Origin of the sequence: Chitinophaga sp. sic0106, assembly GCF_019219075.1 — a bacterium.
In the GTDB taxonomy this organism is placed as follows: domain Bacteria; phylum Bacteroidota; class Bacteroidia; order Chitinophagales; family Chitinophagaceae; genus Chitinophaga.
In genome coordinates, this window is record NZ_JAHUWJ010000003.1 from 195,277 (window position 1) to 218,045 (window position 22,769).

General features: G+C 48.7%; 22 protein-coding genes. 11 read left to right on the plus strand and 11 right to left on the minus strand.

The genetic code is table 11. The annotated features are described in order from the left end of the window. Window positions 1-18: 18 nt before the first annotated feature. Complete coding sequence (locus tag KW844_RS05830) at window positions 19-1,200, minus strand: acyltransferase (RefSeq protein WP_218375773.1); 1,182 nt, start codon at window positions 1,198-1,200, stop codon at window positions 19-21. Between the two features lie 275 nt (window positions 1,201-1,475). Between KW844_RS05830 and KW844_RS05835 the strand changes: the two genes are divergently transcribed. The 4 genes from KW844_RS05835 to KW844_RS05850 all read left to right on the plus strand — a co-directional run bounded on the left by KW844_RS05835 (window position 1,476) and on the right by KW844_RS05850 (window position 4,949). Further along, the gene (locus tag KW844_RS05835; RefSeq protein WP_218375774.1) at window positions 1,476-2,216 is read left to right on the plus strand and encodes a hypothetical protein; all 741 of its coding nucleotides are present in this window, start codon (window positions 1,476-1,478) and stop codon (window positions 2,214-2,216) included. A gap of 38 nt (window positions 2,217-2,254) precedes the next feature. Beyond that, window positions 2,255-2,926, plus strand: a complete 672-nt coding sequence (locus KW844_RS05840) for a hypothetical protein (RefSeq protein ID WP_218375775.1) — start codon at window positions 2,255-2,257, stop codon at window positions 2,924-2,926. A 172-nt stretch (window positions 2,927-3,098) separates the two neighbouring features. Beyond that, window positions 3,099-3,701 carry a TetR/AcrR family transcriptional regulator gene (locus KW844_RS05845; RefSeq protein WP_218375776.1) on the plus strand — a complete coding sequence of 201 codons (603 nt, stop codon included), beginning with the start codon at window positions 3,099-3,101 and terminating at the stop codon, window positions 3,699-3,701. A gap of 105 nt (window positions 3,702-3,806) precedes the next feature. Beyond that, a complete protein-coding gene (locus tag KW844_RS05850; protein ID WP_218375777.1) occupies window positions 3,807-4,949 on the plus strand; it encodes an NAD(P)/FAD-dependent oxidoreductase in 1,143 nt (380 codons plus the stop codon). Here KW844_RS05850 and KW844_RS05855 read toward each other — a convergent pair. Both KW844_RS05855 and KW844_RS05860 read right to left on the minus strand, forming a co-directional pair. Then, window positions 4,926-5,504 (minus strand): RNA polymerase sigma factor, encoded by a 579-nt coding sequence (locus KW844_RS05855; RefSeq protein WP_218375778.1) that lies wholly within the window; start codon window positions 5,502-5,504, stop codon window positions 4,926-4,928. The two genes, KW844_RS05850 and KW844_RS05855, sit on opposite strands and share 24 nt — an antisense overlap. 81 nt (window positions 5,505-5,585) lie before the next feature. Beyond that, a complete protein-coding gene (locus KW844_RS05860; RefSeq protein ID WP_218375779.1) occupies window positions 5,586-6,095 on the minus strand; it encodes a YtfJ family protein in 510 nt (169 codons plus the stop codon). Window positions 6,096-6,211: 116 nt separating this feature from the next. Between KW844_RS05860 and KW844_RS05865 the strand changes: the two genes are divergently transcribed. The 5 genes from KW844_RS05865 to KW844_RS05885 all read left to right on the plus strand — a co-directional run bounded on the left by KW844_RS05865 (window position 6,212) and on the right by KW844_RS05885 (window position 12,403). Then, a complete protein-coding gene (locus KW844_RS05865; RefSeq protein WP_218375780.1) occupies window positions 6,212-7,327 on the plus strand; it encodes a BamA/TamA family outer membrane protein in 1,116 nt (371 codons plus the stop codon). After that, window positions 7,327-9,003, plus strand: coding sequence for a phosphoethanolamine transferase (locus KW844_RS05870; RefSeq protein WP_218375781.1), 1,677 nt, complete (start codon window positions 7,327-7,329; stop codon window positions 9,001-9,003). The genes KW844_RS05865 and KW844_RS05870 overlap by 1 nt, the downstream gene beginning before the upstream one ends. 276 nt (window positions 9,004-9,279) lie before the next feature. Beyond that, window positions 9,280-10,044 carry a M57 family metalloprotease gene (locus KW844_RS05875; RefSeq protein ID WP_218375782.1) on the plus strand — a complete coding sequence of 255 codons (765 nt, stop codon included), beginning with the start codon at window positions 9,280-9,282 and terminating at the stop codon, window positions 10,042-10,044. 362 nt (window positions 10,045-10,406) lie between these two features. After that, window positions 10,407-11,162, plus strand: coding sequence for a M57 family metalloprotease (locus KW844_RS05880; protein ID WP_218375783.1), 756 nt, complete (start codon window positions 10,407-10,409; stop codon window positions 11,160-11,162). A gap of 146 nt (window positions 11,163-11,308) precedes the next feature. After that, entirely contained in the window at window positions 11,309-12,403 is a 1,095-nt protein-coding gene (locus tag KW844_RS05885; RefSeq protein ID WP_218375784.1) for an acyltransferase, read from the plus strand. 4 nt (window positions 12,404-12,407) lie between these two features. On the opposite strand, the gene KW844_RS05890 is transcribed toward KW844_RS05885, so the two are convergent. After that, window positions 12,408-12,845 carry a hotdog fold thioesterase gene (locus tag KW844_RS05890; protein WP_218375785.1) on the minus strand — a complete coding sequence of 146 codons (438 nt, stop codon included), beginning with the start codon at window positions 12,843-12,845 and terminating at the stop codon, window positions 12,408-12,410. 154 nt (window positions 12,846-12,999) lie between these two features. On the opposite strand from KW844_RS05890, the gene KW844_RS05895 reads away from it, so the two are divergent. After that, window positions 13,000-13,497, plus strand: a complete 498-nt coding sequence (locus tag KW844_RS05895) for a methylated-DNA--[protein]-cysteine S-methyltransferase (RefSeq protein ID WP_218375786.1) — start codon at window positions 13,000-13,002, stop codon at window positions 13,495-13,497. A gap of 64 nt (window positions 13,498-13,561) precedes the next feature. Here the strand turns inward: KW844_RS05895 and KW844_RS05900 are convergent, their stop codons facing one another. Further along, window positions 13,562-15,022: a right-handed parallel beta-helix repeat-containing protein gene (locus tag KW844_RS05900; RefSeq protein WP_255578247.1), complete on the minus strand. Its 1,461-nt coding sequence runs from the start codon at window positions 15,020-15,022 to the stop codon at window positions 13,562-13,564. A 341-nt stretch (window positions 15,023-15,363) separates the two neighbouring features. Continuing rightward, entirely contained in the window at window positions 15,364-16,494 is a 1,131-nt protein-coding gene (locus tag KW844_RS05905) for an RtcB family protein (protein WP_218375787.1), read from the minus strand. 147 nt (window positions 16,495-16,641) lie between these two features. On the opposite strand from KW844_RS05905, the gene KW844_RS05910 reads away from it, so the two are divergent. Beyond that, complete coding sequence (locus KW844_RS05910; RefSeq protein WP_218375788.1) at window positions 16,642-17,343, plus strand: hypothetical protein; 702 nt, start codon at window positions 16,642-16,644, stop codon at window positions 17,341-17,343. Between the two features lie 166 nt (window positions 17,344-17,509). Here the strand turns inward: KW844_RS05910 and KW844_RS05915 are convergent, their stop codons facing one another. The 5 genes from KW844_RS05915 to KW844_RS05935 all read right to left on the minus strand — a co-directional run bounded on the left by KW844_RS05915 (window position 17,510) and on the right by KW844_RS05935 (window position 22,767). Beyond that, complete coding sequence (locus tag KW844_RS05915) at window positions 17,510-17,923, minus strand: GNAT family N-acetyltransferase (protein ID WP_370626478.1); 414 nt, start codon at window positions 17,921-17,923, stop codon at window positions 17,510-17,512. 458 nt (window positions 17,924-18,381) lie between these two features. Next, window positions 18,382-18,972: a hypothetical protein gene (locus KW844_RS05920; RefSeq protein WP_218375790.1), complete on the minus strand. Its 591-nt coding sequence runs from the start codon at window positions 18,970-18,972 to the stop codon at window positions 18,382-18,384. 7 nt (window positions 18,973-18,979) lie between these two features. Next, a complete protein-coding gene (locus KW844_RS05925) occupies window positions 18,980-20,239 on the minus strand; it encodes an amidohydrolase family protein (protein WP_218375791.1) in 1,260 nt (419 codons plus the stop codon). Between the two features lie 11 nt (window positions 20,240-20,250). Continuing rightward, a complete protein-coding gene (locus KW844_RS05930; protein ID WP_218375792.1) occupies window positions 20,251-21,312 on the minus strand; it encodes a TlpA disulfide reductase family protein in 1,062 nt (353 codons plus the stop codon). A gap of 66 nt (window positions 21,313-21,378) precedes the next feature. Next, the gene (locus tag KW844_RS05935) at window positions 21,379-22,767 is read right to left on the minus strand and encodes a RagB/SusD family nutrient uptake outer membrane protein (protein WP_218375793.1); all 1,389 of its coding nucleotides are present in this window, start codon (window positions 22,765-22,767) and stop codon (window positions 21,379-21,381) included. Between the last annotated feature and the right edge of the window lie 2 nt (window positions 22,768-22,769).

Here is a 22,769-nt window from a genome sequence, read left to right on the forward strand (position 1 = left end):
TATAATTGTTTGAACCTGCTAACGCAAACGGAACCAGCGTTTAGCCCTGGCAGTTACCTGTGGCGTGGCTTTCAGGAAAGGCCTTTCCAGGTATTTGTACGACAGCGTGCATATGGTGACCAGCACCAGGCTGCAACCGGCAGTAGTGAGCCAGTGCCATAACGGTGATTGGAGTCGCGCAACAGGCATACTCACTATAAACATAAAAGTAATGAAGAGGATAAGCCCATGGATGATATAGAGCGAAAACGCTATTTGCCCCAGCAGGCAGGATGGCCTCCAGGTTAGGACACCAAACAGGGTATTTCCACAGGCAATGGCTACAAAAATGAAGGTGGTACACAGGTAGGTAAAAAAGGAATAAATATAGGGAGAAAACAAGGTAGCAATGATCAGTACTGCGATCATGAGCAGGGAGGTGATCCAGTGAGCGGCTAATTGGCGTACTTTCGGATGGGCTGCAAAAAATGCAGGTATCATGCCTCCGGTAAAGGCCAGTGTTTTGTTCCAGGCGTTCGCGGGGTACCAGTAATAAATAATGCCGATGAACAGGGCCAGGAACATTGCGGCCAACAGATAGATGTAAAATGGGGAGCGTACACCCAGCAACAGCCCCAGGAAAGGCAGGGAGGCATAATACAGCCACTCAAATGCCAGGCTCCATACTACGCCTGCGATGATCAGTTTAGTACCTGCAATATGGTTAACATCTGCCGCCATGGAGATCATCCATTGTATTACGTGCCCCAGCAGTTGCGGCAGCGGTTCGCGGAGGCGCCAGTGCGTGAGGATGCCCACCACTACCAGCAGTGCAATCACCACGGCCGTATACACCGGGTAGATACGCAGTATACGGGAAATATACAATCTCACCCAATCCACCTTACGCTCTTTTGCATGTAAGAGTTTTGAAAAAAAGAGGAAGGCGGTAATCATGAAAAACAGGGAGATGCAGATGGCGCCCAGATTGGCATGGATGATGGATGGCGGCGGGGAGGTCCATTTGTTGGACCGCAGGAAAAAGTACCAGATGATAGCATGGTACAGGAATACGTATACGGCCAGGTAGCCGCGCAGGCCATCGATGGATTTGTAGCGGCCTTCCTGCGGGGATACCCGCAGCCAGCGGCTCACCACTGAGATCCATAGCAGGATCAGGAGCAGGATCAGTAACATCGGCAACAAACTCACGGGCGTCATAGGCGATATCATTGGAGGTGTCGCTAATATCAGGAGAAGTACTGCGGTGGTGCCTCAGGATTTTCCATGCGCAGAAACGGATTTTTTTTATTAATTTGAAGTGTCCATTATTCCAAAGTAACCTGTAATTTCATAACCCCCGCCGTCCCTCAATAATGAATAAAATTTATTTACTTTCCGTCATAGGTGTTATCTTTTTTGTTGCGTTAATGCATGATTTACATAAGGATAATACCCTAGCAGCCTCTAACTTGCAAACAAATAGCGACCATTATTTGTATAATAAGGAAAGCTTATTATCTTTAACAGATAGTCTGGATTTTTCCGATAGCACCGGCGTTACCTTATATTACAATCTGAAAGGCAAACGCTTCACTGAAAAGAATGGCAAAAGCGATTACTATATTGTCTTTACAAAAGAAGATGATATTCAGGAAACGATACGAAAAGGCTATTACCTCCTCAACCCCGGCATAGCACTACTGGACCACATCACAACGGCTTACCACTTATCTGATTCCCTTGGTCTGGAACATTTTTTTGTGGTGGGTAAGCGATCCAAAATGTCCGACATTGAGCGTGGTATTATAGACGCCATTTTCCCGAACGTCATCCAACAGGCAAAGACAACACTTGTAAGCAGGGGCGATGAACTTGATTTTTCCGTTCATTCCCATCCGTTGATCAGAAGTACCATCAGCGGGGAGGTAGAGGCCATAGGAGGTCCGCTTCCATCTGGTCCGGATCTGATGCCGCAATACCCGATGGGTGGCAGGTTTGAGATGGTACTGGGCCACGAGGTGATTGATCCGGTGGAATACCGGCAGCTGGATAAAGGGGTGGCTTTCAGCACATCCATGAACCAGCCGCAGCGCTACCGGCAGGTGATCGGATTGTATAACCAGGGAGAGGTAATTGGCACTATTTTTTTTGATAAGTTGATTGAACTGGTGTGCAGGTACAATAAAGTGAAGCGATACCCAATCATTGATAAAACGAATGCCAGTATAATATAGTATTATACTGTTATATACCCTAAAGCTACTAGATTGTCATGCTAAAACACACTACCAGCGGAGTGCGATGTATTATTCCAGGCATGGTAATATGCCTGCTGGTTGCCCTCCAATCTGTTGCGCAAACGGCCGACAAGCTGGAACCTTTCGAACCCACGCGAAATGCGGTGGACAGTTATTATAACAATCTCTATCAGAAGCTGCTGTACCGCTTTGCGGACCGGCCAATGGCAAGGGTGGTAGTGATGCCGCCTTTTAGTCCTGAATACGCGTTGTCGGTGGAGCGGGACGCCAAAGGCTACCAGTTGAAATCCAATATCAAGGTGGCCTATTATGATGCGTTGCAGCAAAAGCGTATTGTGCCCGACCAGCCGGTTTCTGTGAGTCGCCCTATTGACAAGGAGCTGGCTATAAAAATTAAAGACCTTTTTGAGGTGGCGCTGAGCACCACCGGTGCGCCAGCTGATCCGGGGCTGGACGGTATCCGCTACTTCTTCTCCTCTTATAATGAAAAATACGGCATGCTGCGTGCCCAGGCACTTACCCCAAATCCTGGTAGTCGCTCCGGCGCCCTCGTTAAAATATGCCATCAGTTGATTGCTTACGCCAAAGGGCAGTCAAACGGCGAGGATTCCCTTATCAGAAATATCAGTAATCTTACAAGGTATTATGAGTCGCTCAATGTGAAGATGGCGACGGCGCTGAATTAGGTTTTATTCTTTTTTTGCGTTTTGGAAACGGGCTGCGCCCGTTTTGGTGCCAGGAGCCGCAAGCATTGCGGCTCTACTGATTTCATTATCAATATCTTATGATTTTTTAGGATTTTTTTTCACAATAAGTAAATAAACATTTACTTATATTTGCATTGTCAAATTACAGACCATGCGACCAAAGAACCTGGAGAAAGAGCAAGCCATCAAAACCATTGCCCTGGACATCATTGCCACCGAGGGCCTGGAGAACCTGACGATGCAAAAGCTGGCAGCGGCAGCAGGCATCTCCCCGAGAACGATTTACATTAAATACAGGGACAAGGACGATTTACTGATAAAGCTCTTCATAGAGGAAGTGCTGGGAGGATATGAGCAGGCGGTCCTGCAAGGCTTTGATGCGGCGATGTCCCTGGAAGCGGGCATTACCAAAATCTGGCTGAATGGGTTCCGTTATCTCAGCACCCACCAGCCGGCATTTGCATTGATCCGCCACGGGCAGGCCTCTCCCCTGCTAGTGAAAGCATTCCAGGAGCACAACATTACCGAAGGCTCCTACTTTAAACCGATCCACCAGTTTTTGCAACAGCAGTTAGCAGCCGGCAACCTGGTACCCCTGCCATTTGAAGTGCTGCGCGCCATGCTGTTTGCCCCGCTGATGGACCTCGTGAGTGAATATTTTGAACATACCGTGCGCCCGCAGCAGGTGATCACTGAGGATGTGCTGCTACAATGCTGCCATGCGCTGATTAAGGGACTTCAACGGTCGAGATAAGTTAGCACGGATCGGCGAACCTCGCTCAGATGCGTTGCCACAGACAGGCTGCCATGGGTGGACCAGGAAAGCCTTTATTCAACAACAACTTCAACATTAAAAATCATGACACAGATAGCCATTATCGGCGGCGGCCCGGGAGGACTCACACTGGCCCGCCTGCTGCAACAAAAAGGAAAACAGGTAACCGTATACGAACGCGATAAGAACCGCAGCGTGCGGGTGCAGGGCGCCACGCTCGACCTGCACGAGGACTCCGGCCTGGCAGCGCTGGCAGCGGCAGGACTCATGGATGCCTTCCGTCAGCATTACCGCCCCGGGGCCGACCTGATGCGGATCACGGACGCTGCTGCCAATATCCTCGTGGATGATCATGGGCAGGGCAAGTCAGAGGACCGCCCGGAAATTGACCGCGGACCGCTGCGCGAGCTCCTGCTGGACTCCCTCCATCCCGGCACTGTGAGCTGGGATAAGCAATTTGTAAAAATGGAACCTGCGGAAAACGGCTGGCAACTGGAGTTCCAGGATGGGCATACCGCCTATGCGGATATGGTGATCGGGGCCGATGGCGCCAACTCACGTATACGCCCCTACGTAACCGAAATCCGGCCCTTCTACTCCGGCGTTACCATGGTGGAAGGCAGTGTGTACCACCCTGAAACGGCCACCCCGGAAATTGCCGCCCTGCTGAAAGGCGGAAAGCTATTTGCGCTGGATGGCGCCAGCACGCTGATTGTAAGCAGTAAGGGAGATGGCAGCCTGGTATTTTACACCGGTATGTACCTGCCTGAAAACTGGACAAAAGAAAGCGGCATCGATTTTAACAACCGCGAACAGGTGATACAATGGTTCAGCAATGCTTTCAGCAGCTGGTCGCCGGTATGGCATACGCTGGCACAACAGGCAACACTGCCGCTGGTATTACGCCCGCAATATTGCATGCCTACGGATCAACATTGGGAAGCCCACAGCAACCTCACGCTGATAGGCGATGCCGCCCACCTGATGCCGCCATTTGCCGGCGAAGGGGTGAATATGGCCATGCTGGACGCGCTGGAACTCAGCGAATGCCTGACTTCCGGAAAATACACGAATGAGGCTGCAGCAATAGCAGCTTACGAAACAAATATGCGGCAGCGCGCAGGGGAAGTAGCGCAGATGACGCTGGAGCAAACGGAATCCATGCACACCGAAGGCGCGCTGGAAAGAATGGTAGCCATGTTTTCAGGACTGCCGCAACAGATATAGCAGCGTGAGCAGGGAGAAATTACAGGCTTTGTTCCGCAAGTGATCTAATGTGCGGTACATCAGTCTGGAAACACCTGTGATGTGCATGTTCATTACTTCTGCTACTTCGTCGTGACTAAGGCCTTCATAATAGCGGAGAAACAGGATTTCACGCTGGCGGTGAGCCATAGAGCCCAGGAGGTGCTGCGCACGGTGCAGCAGGGCCGACATGCGTTCGCCGGAAAACAGCGGATGCTCATCTTTCAATTGTAACTCAAAAGGCACCTGCTCGTCAGGTGCTTCGTTATAGGCATCAGCCCCATAATCCAGTTTGCCCAGCAGAATACGGCGGAAAGAATGATAGAGGTACTGCTTCACAGCAGTGGCGTGGTGTACCCACTCCCTGTTTTGCCAGAGCCTCCGGAAAAGGTCCTGGATACTTTCTTCTATGCATACATCGTCGTGAGTGAATTTACACCCGTAATTTGCCAGAGACTGGTAGTATTGCCCGTAAAGGGCTTCCAAACCGTTTACTTCACCGGATTTGAAAGATTCCCAGTATTCGCTTTCTTGCATACCTACAGTTATTTTTGAAGGCCTGAAAATGATCCTTACCATCAATAGAGCCTTATATAACAGATCTCACCCGCTGATTGTTCAGCTAAATGCTTTGATTACCCGTAATAATTCTTTTTGCTCTTCCGTCGACAGCTCCCCGGCCTTAAAAAACCGGACGATGTGGTTTTTATCAACGAATATGATCACGAATTTATTATTCACATCCCCCATTCGCCAGCTACGGCTGAGGGTATTATCTACATCGGTGTAGATATCTGCCCCTGTCTGCTTTACTTCTCTCCTCACCATCATCCGGACGATGCTGTTAGGGAGCAGTGGGGCATCGTTGAGGTTTACCACGCCAAAGGAAAAGATATTGGTGCTGGATACGGGATGTTGCTTCAGGTAATCTGTGATGGTTTTATTCTGCGAGGCATGATCGGGGTCGGGGTAAAAGATGAGATAGGCTTTTTGTCCCCAGTAGGGCAGCTGCATAGGATTATTGCTGGCATCGCGAATGGTGACCTGGCTAACCCGGTCGCCTACCCGTAGCTGGGCGGCGGCAGGAACGCCGGACAGGATCAGCAGTAACAGGAAAATGTTTTTCATATGCGCCCCGTATTGAGGTGAAAGATTTTTTATGTGGTTGTACATCCTTTTGAAGGAATTAGTGTTATTAGAAATGAGATGCCTGCTATATGATGAAAAACATTTGTTTCCTGATTTTGGTTCTAAGTACTTTTTCGGCGACTGGGCAAGAGCAGCAGGCGACTGACAGTAGCGCCCCCAAAGGGATTTTCAATCGTATCATTTACTACCTCAAACACACCAACGATGTTAAGCCTCAGAAAAAATTCGACTTCAGTGTGATTGGTGGTCCTTACTACGCTCCTGAAACCAGTGGAGGAATTGCCGTTATAGCAGCAGGCCTTTACAAAACAGATCCCAGCGACTCCCTGCTGCCTGTATCGAGTGCGTCGATATATGGTTCCGTGTCGCTCACCGGTTTCTATGGCGTTGGGATCAACAGCAATACCATCTTCCCGAAAGAAAAATTCAGGCTGCTGGCAAAAGCCTCCTTCAGTTCCATGCCAAATAAATACTGGGGCATTGGGTATGTTAGCGCCAGTAACAAAGATGCCTATACGGACTATACACTGGTCACCAAAAAGATTAGTGCCGATTTCAGTGCCAAGATCCATGGGCGCTTGTTTGGCGGCGTTTCCGTAATGCTCAATGATGGCAGTGCGAAAAAAATTGATACCAGCGGCGGCACCCCACTGATGCAGCCGGATCACATATTTGCCTTTGGCGCAGGACCTTTCATCAGTTTCGATACACGTGATTTCATCCCCAATCCCTACAAAGGCGTATACGTACGGGCGGGCTATAAATTTTTTCCTTCTGCTTTTGGTAATGACCAGGTGTTTGGAAAGCTGGAGGTGCAGGTGGACTGGTACAAACGCTTATGGCGTACCGGCATACTGGCCACCGATTTTTTCACAGAAAGCAATTATGGCGAGGTGCCATGGTCGCTCATGGCAGAAGCAGGCGGCAGCAACCGCCTGCGTGGCTATTTTGAGGGCCGGTACAGGGATAAAAAATATCTGAGCGGCCAGGTGGAGCTGCGGCAAAAGATTGTGGGCCGCAACGGAGCCGTAGTATGGATCGGAGCTGGAAATGTTTGCCCTGCCTATAAGGACCTGCGCCTGGATCAGACGCTGGTAAGCTACGGCATTGGCTATCGCTGGGAGTTTAAGAACAGGGTGAATATCCGCCTCGACTTTGGTATTGGCTCAGATCAATATGGATTTTATTTTGGTATAAATGAAGTTTTCTAATGGCTATACGTCTGCACTGGAACCGGCAATCGACCTACCTCCTGCTATTCGCCATCAGTTGGGTAATCCCCAACATGGTGCTGGTGTGGATCGATTTTTCCTGGTTCAATATTATCGCAAACCTGCTGTTCCCATTTACGCTGGGCATTGCATTGATGGCTGTTTTCAGGAAACCAGGCATTATGATGTTGCTGATGCTGCCCATGCTGATCATACATGCGTATGAAATAGTTTTTTTGTATTTGTTTGGAGAAGGAGTGATCACGACGGATATGTTTCTCAATACGGTAACTACCGACGTGGAGGAAAGTACCGAGCTGCTGGGCAATATCATGCCATCTATCATCATTGTATGCGTATTGTACCTACCTGTTTTGGCGCTGGCTATCCTGTCCTGTTGTATGAAGATGCGGTTGCACGCGGGTTTCAGACGCCAATTCAGTTTATATGCCGGCATTGCCAGTTTGGTAATGGCTGGTATCATACTGGTAGCAGGAGTACGAATGGATGAAAAAGTGTATCCGCTAAACGTTATCTACAATCTCAACTTTGCAGTGGACAAGTGGTACCGGGAAAGGAATTATCCGATTACCTCCTATGGTTTCACTTTTCATGCAAATAAAAAAATACATGCTAAGGAGAGAGAAGTATACGTGCTGGTTTTGGGTGAATCGTCCCGCGCGATGAGCTGGAGTTTGCTCGGCCGCCAGGTGAACACCAATCCTTTTCTGACCGGCCAACCGGGGCTGCTTACGTTCTCCAATATTACCAGCGAATCGAACGCCACGCAAAAGAGTGTACCGTTGATTCTCTCGCCGGCGGATGCTTCGTCGGCTCCCTATCTCTATACACAAAAAAGTATTATTACCTTATTTAAAGAAGCGGGATTCAAAACCTACTTCATTACCAACCAGGTAGCTAATCAGCAGCTGATAGGTTTTTACAGTAAAGAAGCCAATGTATGGATAGATATTAATAAGGGAGTGGATAAAAAAGAGATCGGTCAATATGATGCCAACCTGATACCACATTTCAAAAAAGTACTGGATGAGGATACCGGCAAAGCCTTTATTGTACTGCATATGCACGGATCGCATTTCAAATACTCCAACCGTTATCCGGTGGATAAATCCTTTTTCAAACCTGATCAGCCGCTGGCGATTAAGTTGCAGCATAAAACGGAACTCTGGAATGCTTATGACAACACTATCCGTTACAGCGACAGCCTGCTGCATGTGATGATTAATATGTTGCAGGAGCGGGAATTATGTGCCAGTATGCTGTATGTGTCTGATCATGGGGAGAATTTAATGGACGATGACCGGCACTTGTTCTTACACAGCACACCGTTTCCTACCTATTATGAGTTACGTATACCCATGTTGTTATGGTTTAGCAGGCAATACCTGGAGACCTGGCCGGAGCGGTATAGTGTGGCACAGCAATATTTGCATGAACCTGCGGACACCCGTGTGGTATTTCATACACTGGCGGACATTGCCGGTATTTACAGTCCGTTTGTGCAGCCGAAACTGAGCGTGGTAAATAAATCGTTCGAGCCGCAGGTTCCGCGCAGGATATTGGGAGATCATGAGGAACCGGAGGAATTTTCCCGCTATTTTAAGACGGAGGATTTTGACGAAATGCACCGGGAAGACTCGTTGCTAAAAAGATAATATTTCCCACTGCAACCCCCATTCACAGGGCTTATAAATAAAATTTTACTGCTCCATAAATAGTTGTATAATTGTTATAACCAAAGTCTGTTCATAGCTAACCTATTCAAACCTAACGAAGCAAATCTCTGAAGCACTCAACCCGCTGCGTTGTGGGCTGGATTGTATTTATACTGTTCTGTCACATCAGCATTGATAACCCGGTTTGTTAATAGGCAATTACAGTGCAGGAATTTACCCAATACCTTTTCAATCACTTAAACACCCCTCAAAAAAATGAAAAACAAAGCACTACTAATGCTGGCTTTACTTTTCGTAGTAGCCATTTTTGCGATTGTTGCCTGTAAAAAAGCAATCGATTCTGAGCCGGAAATACAAACCATTACGCTCACAAACGATCATGCTAAAAAAGTCTACAACTACATTATTGGTTTGGGCTTCCCTGCGCACCAGATCATTGATCAGCGGGATGCCTTTATCGTGGAAGGAGACATCCGGTTCCCTAAAGACATGGTGCTGCCTAAAGCTGTGGCAGAGCAATATTACACCGGCAGCCTGGTAGCTACCAGTTGGGTAACCAACATCCGTTTATCTGTGGATGCTTCCATGACTTCCATGAATTCGGAAATCACTTCTGCTATCGGTCAATGGAATGGGATTACCAGTTGTGCTATCAACTGGACTATTGTTACCAGCGGCACGTATGATGTACTGATCACGGACACCAATCTTGGTACCGGAGTTTGTGGTCAGGGTACTTTCCCAAGTGGTGGTAAAGCCGGCAATTTAATTTACATCAACAAGGCTTACATTGCGGGCAATACTTTTGCGCAGCGTGCACGTACCATCTGTCATGAAATGGGACATAATGTTTCATTCCGTCATACCAACTGGTTTTCACGTGGCGAGCCAACTGCTACAGATGTTCCTGGAGTACCAGGCACAGATGCCCTTTCCCTGATGAATGGTGGTCAATGTAATAGTGGTGCTACTACACTTTCAACCAAAGATATTCAGGCTGCACAAGCGTTGTATCCCTGATCTGATTTTTTTTAGAGATAAAGCAAGCACCCTGATCAGGGTGCTTGCTTTATAATATTACCTGCTGCAATTGCACCTCAGGATGCAGACAAAAAAAATTTTGCAACCCGATAAATATTTGTATTATTGTTATAACCAAAATCTGAACGTAGTTTAACCTATTCAAACCCATTTAAGCAAATTTTCCGGAGAGCGCATCCTGCTGAGGTTTCAGCTGGTCTGCACGTATGTTTTATTGTATCTGTCGTATGCATTGATAATGGATATTATCATAGTTACCCCGGTTTGTTCATAGGTATTCAAAGTGCAGGATTTTTTTTCTCACAATACCCTTTTTTTATCATTTAAACACGCTTCACAACATGAAAAAGAACCTTTTCATCATGCTGGCTGTATTGTTGGCCGTTACTATTGCATCCTGTAAAAAATCTGCTGATGCCCCTGCAGACCTGCAATCTGTTACAGAAATAACCGATCCTGCTAAAAAAGTTTACAACTACATTATTGGTCTGGGATTTCCGGCCCACACAATTGTTGACCAACCAGGTGAATACATTGTAGAAGGTGACATCCGTTTCCCTAAAGACATGGAAGTACCTACCGGCGCCACTACCGAGCAGTACTACACTGGTAGCCTGGTTTCTGCTGCAAACGTTGCCAATCTGCGTTTGTATGTAGATGCCTCTATGACATCTATGTCATCAGAAATCAGCAGCGCGATTGCACAGTGGAATGCTGTAGCTAGTTGTAATGTTAACTGGGTGGTAGTTACCAGTGGTACTTATGATGTACTGATCACCAACTACAACCTGGGTAATGGTGTATGCGGCCAGGGAACCTTCCCTAGTGGTGGCAGAGCCGGAAACCTGATCCGCATCAACAAAAACTACATTGCCGGCAACAGTTTTGCACAGCGTGCCCGTACCATTTGTCATGAACTGGGACATAACGTTTCCCTGCGTCATACCAACTGGTCAGCCATTGGTGAATCCAGTGCTACTGCTGTTCCTGGTGTTGGCGGAACTGATGCTTCATCGCTGATGAATGGCGGCCAGTGCGGAAGCGGCGCCACTACCTTATCTACTAAAGATAAAAATGCTATTGCAGCATTGTATTAATATTTCTTTCTTCTTCTGCGCAAAGGCACCCTGTAATGGGGTGCTTTTTTGTGCCCCAGCGGCTCCATCCATCCCAAAATGCTTGCAAATCAGCCTTCAGCGTCCTATATTGCAACCTTACTTTTTATCGAGTGTAGTTGTTATTTATGGAAACAGGAACAATGGTTGCGAAGCCGGAGGCAATGCAGGCAAAAAAACATTATGAAATTCTGGATGGGTTAAGGGGTGTTGCTGCCGTGATGGTGGTGATTTTCCATTTTATGGAGGTGATTTTCACTGACCCCACCACCAACTTTGTAGGGCACGGCTTTCTGGCGGTGGATTTCTTCTTTTGCCTGTCAGGTTTTGTGATTGCTTATGCCTACGACAACCGTATGGCGACAATGAGCACCGGCAGGTTCTTCCTGCAGCGGTTGATCCGCCTGCATCCGTTGGTAGTGCTGGGTGCTACTATGGCATTGGTATTATACCTGCTGGATCCAATAGTGCCACCTTTTGCTACTTATGGCGTGGGTAGCGTAGCCCTGATATTTCTGACTTCGGTGTTGCTGATTCCTTATCCGGTGATGGAGGAAAGATATTTCAATCTCTTTTCCCTGAACGCCCCTTCCTGGTCGCTGTTTTGGGAGTATGTAGCCAATATCGTATATGCGTTGGTGTTATGGCGACTCCCCCGCCGCGTAATGGTGTTGCTTACCTTACTGGCAGCCGGCGGTATCAGTTATGTAGCCTTTACCGCGGGTAATGTGGTAGGCGGCTGGAGCGGAGGAACCTTCTGGCATGGCTTTGCGCGGGTAGCCTATTCGTTTCCGGCAGGCATACTGATTTATCGCTATAGGTTGATCATCCCGAATAAACTTGGCTTTCCTGGCCTGACCCTGCTCCTACTGGCAGCGTTGATGATGCCATACTTCCAGTTTAACTGGGCGGTGGAGCTGGGCATCGTGCTGGTGTACTTCCCATTACTGGTAGCGCTGGGCGCAGGCGCGGTGTTACAGCCGGCGTTGAAACCACTGTGCGTATTGTCCGGCAACCTCTCTTACCCACTGTACATGACCCATTATGGCGCCATCTGGATATTTGCCAATTACTTCAATACTTACAAACCAGGAACAACGGAATTGACCATGGTAGTGATTTCCGGGGTGCTGATACTGATAGCGGTGGCCTATATGGCTATGCGCTGGTTTGATGTGCCGGTACGACAATATCTCACTAAAAAATTATTAAAAAAGCAATAAAGCATTAGCGGATTTTAGCCACCACGGCTACTGTATGCCGGCAAATGCATATCAATTGTCCGGATTCATCCTGAATCCGGATATCCCATACTTGTGTACGGCCACCCAGGTGCAATGCCCTTGCGGTGGCGTATACACGGCCGCTACGGGCACTTCGGATGTGGTTGGCATTAATCTCCATACCAAAACATACAAATAAATCCGGATCAATTACCAGTGTGCCGGCAATGCTGCCCACCGTTTCTGCGAGCGCCATGGAAGCGCCTCCGTGCAGGATGCCGTACTTCTGTACCGTGCGGTGGTCCACCGGCATGGAAGCAGTGAGGAAATCAGGACCAATTTCAGTGAACTCCATTCCCAGGTGCGCGTTGAGCGTGCCCGCGTTTTCTTCGTTTAAAGTGGCGATGGATACGGGTTTGTACCAGATGCTGTCGGTTATCATTTTTTCTGTAGTTGTGGTGTATGCAGGTAAATATAGCGGATTCCAATGACACCTTCGGTGCCACTGGGGAGTGGTGCCGCGCTTCGCGCGGGTGGTGTACTTCCAGTGGGAATGGGTTACTTTCTGTTGTTTAACAATGTTGTAAATTGCCATTATGTACTACCACAGGAAAATAACCACGCCGGTGGGCGAACTGCTGTTAATAGCTACAGACAAAGGCCTGCGCGCGATTTTATGGGAAGATGAAGATGGCAGCCGTGTGAAACTGCCCGTTGAAGGGGATCATGATACACATCCTGTGCTGGATGAAACTGCGCGACAGCTGGATGAATATTTTGCCGGCAATCGCCGCACATTTGACCTGCCCCTGCATTTTGAAGGAACACCTTTTCAGCAGCAGGTATGGACGGCTTTATTACAAATTCCGTATGGGAAAACGGTGAGCTATGCGCAGTTGGCTAACCAGCTTGGAAATCCGAAGGCCGTGCGGGCCGTAGGTGCCGCCAATGGCAAGAATCCGATTTCCATTGTAGCTCCCTGCCATCGTGTGATAGGCTCCTCGGGGAGTCTCACTGGCTTTGCCGGCGGCGTGGCGGTGAAGGAAAGATTATTAAGAATGGAAGGTGCCATTCCCAACAGCACCTTGTTTTAAAACATCGCAGTACGATGCAGGTTCCAAACGTCCCGGAAAAACTGCCCGTACTGCGAGGTGACTATTATGGCGCCACCGGCCAGGAAACTATCGGGCTTTTGTTAATCCCTACTTCAAAGCAGCCCAGGTCAGGGCTGGCACCGGTGTAAGTATACCCCCGGTTTACTCCTTTGTCTATCAGGTCGCTGCCGGTCACGAGCCGCAGGAAGGTGTTGGTAGGCAGCGTAAAATCAGAATGGCGGCCCTGCGACATCATACTTTCCGTGGTAGCAGTAAAATCTGATGCGTTTACCGTAATACCTGAAATCTGGAAATAATTGTTGCTCGTGGAAGACGCACCGGTATTCAGATTGCTCACTTCGCTGCTGGTAGCGGCATAGCCCAGGTTATTATAGAGGTAGTGGCCCCATCCCGGAACGTCCGCAGAGAAATCGGCGCTGCGGTTAAGCATATTGTAGTTCACCGCATTTTTATAGGCAGTATTATTTTCGAAGGTGAGTCCACCGGGATGGTGATTGGCATAGAAACCGGCCGATTTATTCCCTACTGCCAGGCAGAAGCGAACGATATGGCGAGGCACCACAGGCGGCACGCCGCTGGGATCTGTAACACCGAAGCCACCGGCTTTAATACCATTTCCATTGGCCAAACTGGCAAAGCTGGTGCTGTAACCATTATAGAACGCCCAGCAGTTTTCGATGGTCACCACCTCGTAGGCGTTGATCAGGTCGAAGCCATCGTCGCTGTTGAACCAGGCGCGGCAACCGCGGAACACGTTGCCGGTGTAGCCTACCCCTTGTTTATAGGGATGTGCACCAAAGCCATCTGTATTTTCCCCTTTACCGCTTTCGGAAACATTATCCCAGTTGCGATAGGCATCGCAGTTCAGCACGAGGTTATTACCGCCCCTGGTGAGGTAGAAACCAATGCCCATACCATCATGCATTTTGAGCGCTTCATAGATATTGTTGCTGCCTTCATTGCGGAAACATTCACTTTGTGTATGGCCGGTAATCGTTACCTGCACGCCAATCACTTCGATGCCTTTGATGGTGATATAGGAGCCTGTTACCAGGAAGGCGGTAATGCGTTTGCCCGCGGGTTTTACATTGGCATAATTAAACACTGGTGTTTCGCCGGGATATGCCAGGTACTGAATGCGTGCGGAGGCGGTACCGCTCTTGTCGAGTTTGGTGACGCTGGCATAGAGCGTACCATTTTCTGCGATCTGTGAAGTGCTCATGGTATAGCTGCCACCACGGATATAGACGATATCACCTGGTACCGCGGCGGTTTGCCCGCGCTGGACGGTGAGGAAAGGAGCGGCTTCTGTACCGGCATTGGCGTCGTTACCATTTGGCGCTACAAAATAGTAGTGCAGGGCGGGCGCCAGGGTAACTGCTTCGGTACGGGCGGAGACAGTGTTGCTATTAGTAAGATCTCGCTGGCAACCCGACAGGCTATACGAAGTTAACAACACCGCGAGCATGAAGAGGCGGAACCCTCTTCTGGGAGAATTAGACATACGTGAAATTTAAAAAGTTATTACCTACTCTTAAAGATTTTCGGTTTACTCTTCAGGACGTTTGCTTCACCTGGCTGCCGGGCATACGAATAGCTGCACGCCTTTATGAGCGTGAATTGCAGCGGAATACGTTTCCGGCTTACAGGGAATGAAATTGCATTTTGAGTAGTGAGATGAGTGCCCTAAAAGTATTGGTAACAGATTCTGGTCGTCACGTGATTGTAATACAAAAATTACGGATATTTTTTTGGATATGCAAGTCTGTTGATATATTCTCTTGCCTTCGGCAATAGAATATATCAACTGTTGATGGACCGACGGTCCATCAACAGTTGATGACCTTAAATTTCCGTGTATTTCACCGTTACCACCGGAGTGGTGTGGGTTACGATACGCAGGTAAGGCTGGTGTTGCAGAATATCGGTGGCATCTTTATAAGCAAAATCAAATTCCTGGACATAGCCCTGTGGGAAGTTGCCCGACTTATCGAGCAATTCAGAGAACTGTTGCTTATAACTGCGGCGCTGCTTTTCTTTCAGCACTGTTTTCCAGTGTTTCATGGCATTATAGCGCGATAGCTTTCTTCCGGCGCCATGGGCGCAGGAGTACAAGGCCTGAGCAGCACTGTATTCATCCCGGATTTGTACCAGCAGGCTGCCTCGTGACATTGACAACGGAATCACCACTGTTTTCCCAGGGCTGAGTTCAGTACTGCCTTTGCGGTGCATGATACCATCAGGCGTAAAGCGCAGGTGGTTGTGTATTGAATCTTCCAGGGAGTACGGGGTACCATACAATTGCCCGGTGGCCGCGGTCAGACTATAATCCTGCTGCATGTATTGGCGGTCAATGCTGTTTTTATCGCAGCGCAGGTAACCGGCCATCTGGAGGAAGATCATGGACTTCAGGCAGAAATTTTTTCTGCGCTGGTAGCCGAACGACAGCGTGTCATCATAGTACCGGATAAATGCCGGGTCCAGGAAATCACGATGCATCACCTCCCCCTGGCTCCCGCTTTCCAGTGCATACTGGCGGGTGAGTTCCAGGCACTGCTGGTACAGGGCGATACCACGGTTGCGGGTACCGGTATGGCAGATAATGTATACGCTATCAGCATCCTCCTCAATGGAGAGGAAGTGGTTGCCACCACCGAGGCCATCATCCGTCATCTGCGTATGTGCCAGGCAAAAGGCTTTGTAATGAGCGGCTTTATCGAATGGTTTGAGCCAGTGTGCCTTATTGATTTTCAGGTACATAACTCCGCAGCCAACATCCTTTCCTGTTATTAGCGGGTAGACGTAATCGTTAGTATGAAAAGCCACGCCTACCGGCAGTGCTTTTTCCGTGCAATAGTGTATATCAGTGAATGCGCAGATCGTATTAATATATGGCCGCTGGGCATACTCCTGTAACTGATGCAAGGCATTTGCTTCGATGCTGTTGGCATCGCAATAGAATGCAATAGTTTGCATATTCCTTAATTATTAAAATAAAGATTAGTTTGTAGGAGCGTTTGGAGAACACCTGCTCCTGTCAGAGATGTCAGCAGCCGACTTGGTCGGAGGTGCAAAGGTAGTGGAAAATTTAATAGGTTGTTGTTTCCATTTTAATCATCCGTTATGAAATTAATCCTATTCTTGCTTTTACTGATAGCACCCCTGGTTGGCTACGCCCAGGAGCCATTCAAAATTACCATTGTAAACACCACTGATAGGGTTACACCGCGCTTGCCGGCCAAGGCTTTTTATGAAGATGAGAAATACCTCGTCCGCAAAACTTGTAGCGGCGAATTGGGAGGGACGGTTTATTTCAAAAACAAGCAGACTAATCAGGAATACTGCTGTGCGGCGATGTGTCCCGTAAGCGTAAGCCGCCTGAACGGTGTATATTATGTAAGCTGCTACCTGCACCATTTTGCGGACCTGGCATCTGTATTAAAAATACCTGCGCCGGACTCCATGGATTTCTGGAAAGAACCGGCTACGGACCATCCAAACGACAGAGAGTCCCATTCCATGAAAGGGACGTCTACCGTGCTCGACACAGGCGGCATTGTAATACTGGCCAGCTTTCCCTGGAAAAACCGTTTGTATCACGTAACCTCCGACCACAAGAACACCTATATCTCCCTGATAGAAAACAGGGCATTTGTGCCTGTTCAAATTTTATATCACCACCCGGTGAGGCCGGATGGTGATGTGGTCCGCCTGGCTGATGAAGAGCTTAGCATTCCGTTTAAAGGGCTGAACAGTTCCGGGTCCATTGAAGTCCGGGGAAACCAGATCTACCTGAATCAGTTGGTGACCGCACCTGAAAAATAAACTGTAGTTCCGTTTATAGTTTATCGTTACTGATTTTCTCCAGCAGCAGTTGTTGCTCATATTTTACTCAGGGAGGCCAAGGCATACGCCGGCGCTATTCTATCACATCTGCCCCATAATTCCTGATGTCCTTCAGGCCCTGGCTGCCTGCGGCAGGAGAAATGTATCAGCACACCGGGCGGGATTTTCTGTAGGTCAGTAACCTACCATCCGCCGCTACCGGCATAAAGCCCGCGCCTAGCAATAGTTTACGGCAAGCACTGTTATCTTCATAAGTTCTGGCTACTACTCCCCTCACGGCATCGTGACTAAATGCCCAATTTATCATTTGCAGCAGCGCTTCTGTGGCATAGCCCTGCCCATGAAAGTTTTCGTCCAGCATAAAACCTATTTCTGCCAAACCATTCTCATCCGGCGCACCGGCAAAACCTATCCCGCCAATGGCCTTGTTACAGGAGGCAAGCACGATTTCCCAGTTGGTATACCAGTAGTAAGATGCCGGATGGGCAGCCGTTTGCGGCAACCAGAAATGCTGCATGGCATCCTGGATTTCGGTAGCATATTCGGGACTAATTTTCATAACACTAGTGGTTAATCCAAGCCTGGCTTCCATTTCAGGCCTGTTCTGGTTGCATAACTGCAACAGTTCGTGGGTTAAAGGGAGCAGCTTTAGCCGTTCCGTTTCAAGGAAAAACATGTTGAATTAATTGAAATAAAAAAGACAATAGATTAACAGCACCGCAGGTAGAGCGGTGCAAACGGATTAGCGGTGTAATCCGTTATAGTATTCCAGGCAGTGAGCATTGCCTGTGTTGTTGGGTGATATGCAAAAACTTGATTTTGATGCTGCAAAAATAGAAATTTTCTGCAGATAGTGTCAGGTCCTGACGGAATTTTTTGCGGGGGGGACAAACATTCGGAAGTGGGTGTATCAAAAGTCTGATACACCCACTTTTTATTCAGGTACCTGATGAAGTCAGGCAGTCAATTAGGTCATTCTCAGGACGTTCGTTTACGTTTGATACATCCTCTGAGCCACTAAAATTTATGACTGGTAGCAGGCGGATCATACAACAACGTTTCCATCGCTGCCTTAATTTCTTTTTTAGCCACCACAGGCTGTGTACTAGGGTTCGACGGATAGGCCTTACCGTTATACTTCAGCAGGTGAATTTTCCCGTTGCTTGGGAGCAGCAGATCCTTCCAGCCATTAGTCAGGTTGGCACTTACGCTGATCGGTGTATCCGTTACCGTGAATTTGGTGATCACGCCACCCTCGTTATTGAGCAGTAGCACCGTGCAGCCACCGGAACCGCAGAAATAACTACCATTCAGCTTTACAAAGATTTCATAGGTGCCATCGCTGTTCAGATCGGCTATGGCTACGCTATAGCTTCGACTATTGCTGTCGATCAACTGTTTAGACAGGTCTTCGGCGTACAGTTGCTGTAACGTGGCGGTTACTTTTACAGCAACAGGTTGTAAGGTGTCAGTAACGACGGGCGCTACATTTTCCGTACCTGCTGTGGCGGTATCAGTAGTAATATCCGCCCTTTCTGTACCTGCCTTAGGCTGGCAGGCCACCAGCAGGGCCGATAGCACACCAATGCCGAGAATCACATTTTTCATAGATGAGTTATTTATGATTGAGCTCATGTAATATACCGTTCTTTACTACAAGTTCGGGCGAGAAAAGTTCGTTCAGGTGCGTATACGGATCTTGTCCAAGTACGATCAGGTTAGCCAGCATTCCCGCTTTCACCAGGCCACGATCAGTGAGGCCGGTAACCCTGGCGGCATTCCAGGTAGCAGCCTGGATAACAGCAGCTGCCGGCATGCCACACTTCTTTTGCAGCAGTTCTAACTCTTCCTGCAGCGGCATGGTCCCGCCTTGTTCCGGGTAAATCCAGTCGGTACCGGCTACAATGTTCACCCCTGTCTGGTATGCCAACCGGGTAACCGTTTGTGCATAGGTGAGCTTATTACTCGTTGCATGAAACACTGTTGCGTCCAGAAAAATGTTGCGCGCCTTCATGTCCTTCAGCAATTGCAATTGCCGGGTGGTGTCCAGGGTAAAATTTTTATAGATAGCAGCCCATGCTTTGCCAGATTCAATCGTATCTCCCGGTAATTGTTCAAAAGCCATATCAGCGGCGTGCGACATACTGTTCACCCCTGCCCTGGCGGCATCAATTGGCTTGGCCGGAAATACGGCCGCATGCGCCCAGGCCAGAAGGCCTTGCCGGTATGCTTCTTTGGTGATGGCTGCCACCAACTCTTTACTGAGGTCATGGTAAATTTTAATCCCGGTGGCGCCACAATTTTTAGCAGCTGCAATCGCAGCTACCATATTGGTAGTATCAGCAATAGTGGCATACCACGGCCGGGTACCCTGATTGCTGCTATTGCGGCTACCACGGCGGATCAATTCCCAGTAATGCGGACCACCGAATTGTGCGGCGTAAAATATATCCGGCCCCGTTACCTGTGCGGAGGCAATTCTTTTTTTAACAGCCGCCAGATACGGTGCATCGCCCGCCATATCCCGGACGGTGGTAATGCCGTGACGGAACATATTTCGGAGTATACTATCTGTTTTTTTGTTTGCCTCCTCCAGGTTGCTCAGGTTGCCGGTGGCCAGGTGCACATGCGCATCTATAAGCCCCGGTGCAATGTACTTTCCGGTACAGTCAATCACTCTATAACCCGCAGGCGTTTTGCGCGACTTACCATATACAACTTTGGTGATTTTATCTTTATCGATATAGACGGTGCCTACGCGCGGCTTTGCGGCAGCATCGCCGCTGACAATGGTGGCGTGCTGCAATACCAGCTGCGCTTTTGCCTGAAGTGTAAAACCGGCACATAGGACCAGTAAGCTCGTGAGTCGTAACATGATGATGCTGCTTATAATTGAAGGAGTTGTTGTTCTGAAACCTGTTGACGTATAATCGTTCCCGTGTGATCGATCAGGAAAGTTGCCGGTAATGTTTTCACCTTGTACGCTTTCACCGATTCGCTATCCATTGCCTTATCAGCGCGGAGTTGCAGCCAGGGGATATTATCCGCCGTCACGGCCTTTTTCCAGAGCTCATCATTTACATCTACCGAAACAGACACCAGTGCGATACCCTTACTTTTCAGCTTTTCGTATAGGGGTGCCAGTTTCCTGTTGGCTGCGCGACAAGGCGTACACCAGGAGGCCCAGTAGTCCACCAGCACGTATTTATTTTGTTGCAGGAGCGATTCCAGGGTCACTGCATTTCCCTCCATGTCCTGCAAACTGAACGCCGGTGCTTTTTTGCCGGTCATTATATTAGCCTGCTGTAGTTGTTGCTGCTGGAGGAGTCTGTTGTAAGTAACAGGTGACAAAGGATTTGTTTTATAGGCAGGCACCAGTTTATTGAGGTCCGCAGCCTGCCAGAGTCCGGCCTGGTTGTAAGCACTCCAGGCGCCGGCAATATCATGATGATGCTTCAGTGCGAAATTCAGCCTGGCCTGCATCACTTTAGCGGCGTATTTATTACTTTCTTTATTGGCTTTGAGCTTCACCTCCAGGTCAGTGGCCTTACCGTATGCAGTTCCCCACTCATTCCAGGCTTTCTGATCGGCTTCCAGTGATTTCTCAAAGGCGCTGAGCTGCTGCTGGTAATCGCCTCCTTTTATCACCGCGGGGCCGTTTTCAGGAACAGTGATACTCATATCGCCTTCATTGGAAAAAAGGATGGTATGGAGATAGGGAGTACGCATGGAAACGCTGTATACGGTGGGCAGGGAGTCATGCAGTTGCAGCTCCGCCTGTCCGCCGGACAAATGCAGCGTATCAAACAGTACCCTTTGCGGCCATTCTTTATAGATGGTGACCTTGGTTCCATCCGCATGCGCTTTGGAGGAAATATGCAACGATTGTGCGTACGTAGTATGTGCCGTGGCAATGCCCAGGCTTATCATTAGCAGGTTCCGTATCATAAACATGTATTAAGCAGGGCCGGGAACAGGTTTTATGCCCGTCTCCCAGCCCATTTTCACAGGAGATTATCTTGGATTCGGGGCTATATTGCCATTTATCTGAATGATTTTAGGACAAATCTGAAACAGGTATTTATTGCTGAGTGCCACAAGCGTGTAGTCGTTCCCTTTATAGGTGCGCTTCAGGTCTTTGCGGAATGCTGTTTCCCTGTTAAGTCGCTTCAAATCGAACCAGCGGAGGCCATGGAACATCAGTTCGCGGCGGCGCTCCTGCAATACATTCAGTAAAGCCTCTTCTTTCGTACTTGCGGTGAGTGCGGTATAATCCGCAGGTTTGAAGCGATTTTTGCGAATAGCGTTCAGTACATCCATGGCTTCACTGGCTTTGCCGTTACGTGCCAGGTATTCCGCATTGATGAGCATCATTTCCGGAACGGTGATGCTGCTGTTCAGCATGTTACCGAAATAGTCCGGTAGCGGATTAGCGGAAGCAGCACCAGTAGAGGTGAGTCGCGTAAACGTATATACGTAGCGCAGGTCTTTTTCGCCCAGTATATTGAGGAGGTCCTGACTGATCATAAAACGCTGGATAATACCATTCTGGCTATTTGTTTTAGTGAAGATATTTTCCGGCCATTGGTCAACCGAGGGCTTGCCTGTTACGCCGCCCCAGGGCTTGGCCGGATTGGCAAAACTCATCTTGTTGAAATCCAGCAGTGTGTTTCTGAAGGTGAGTGCAGTGTTTGCATTTTTCGCTGCGGCTTCAAAGTCTCCCATATAAAATTGCACACGCGCCAGCAACGCATAACCAGCGGCCTTTCCAGGGTGAACAAAGTTTCTACCAAAGTCAGGCAGGGTAGTTTCCGCAATTGCTTCTGCCAGGTCCTTCAATACCTGTGTATAAACTTCCTTTACGGTAGCCCGTGGCAGCATGGCTTCCAGATCAGGCTTCAGCAGCAGGGGCACTGCCAGGTCAGTAGCCGCGGTGGCAGGCTGATAATCGTTTCCAAACAGCATTGCCAGCTGGAAATAATAATAGGCCCTTTGGATTTTGGCTTCTGCCAGGAGTCGTTTCAGATCCCCGTTGGTAGCCGCATCGCTGGCCTGTGGAAGTCGGTCCAGCACCAGGTTACATACATAAATATTTGCGTATGATTTATTCCATTCTGCATCGTCTTCCGCAGCTTTGAACTCCTCATCGAGCCAGAGATAGGATTTAGCAGTGCGCTGGTCACCCAGCCCTACCACACTTGCATCCGTATAGGCAATATCATCGTTCTTGAGCTCATTGTATCCAAATGGCGCATCTGCCAGGAGTAAGTCATTCAGGAATTTTTCGTAATCGGCTACTGTTTGCGGCAGCACCATGTTTTTGGGTGTTACCTCGGTGAACTTACTGCAGCTGGCAGTGAAGATGGTGAGTCCGGCGAAAGTATATAAGAATAATTTTTTCATGA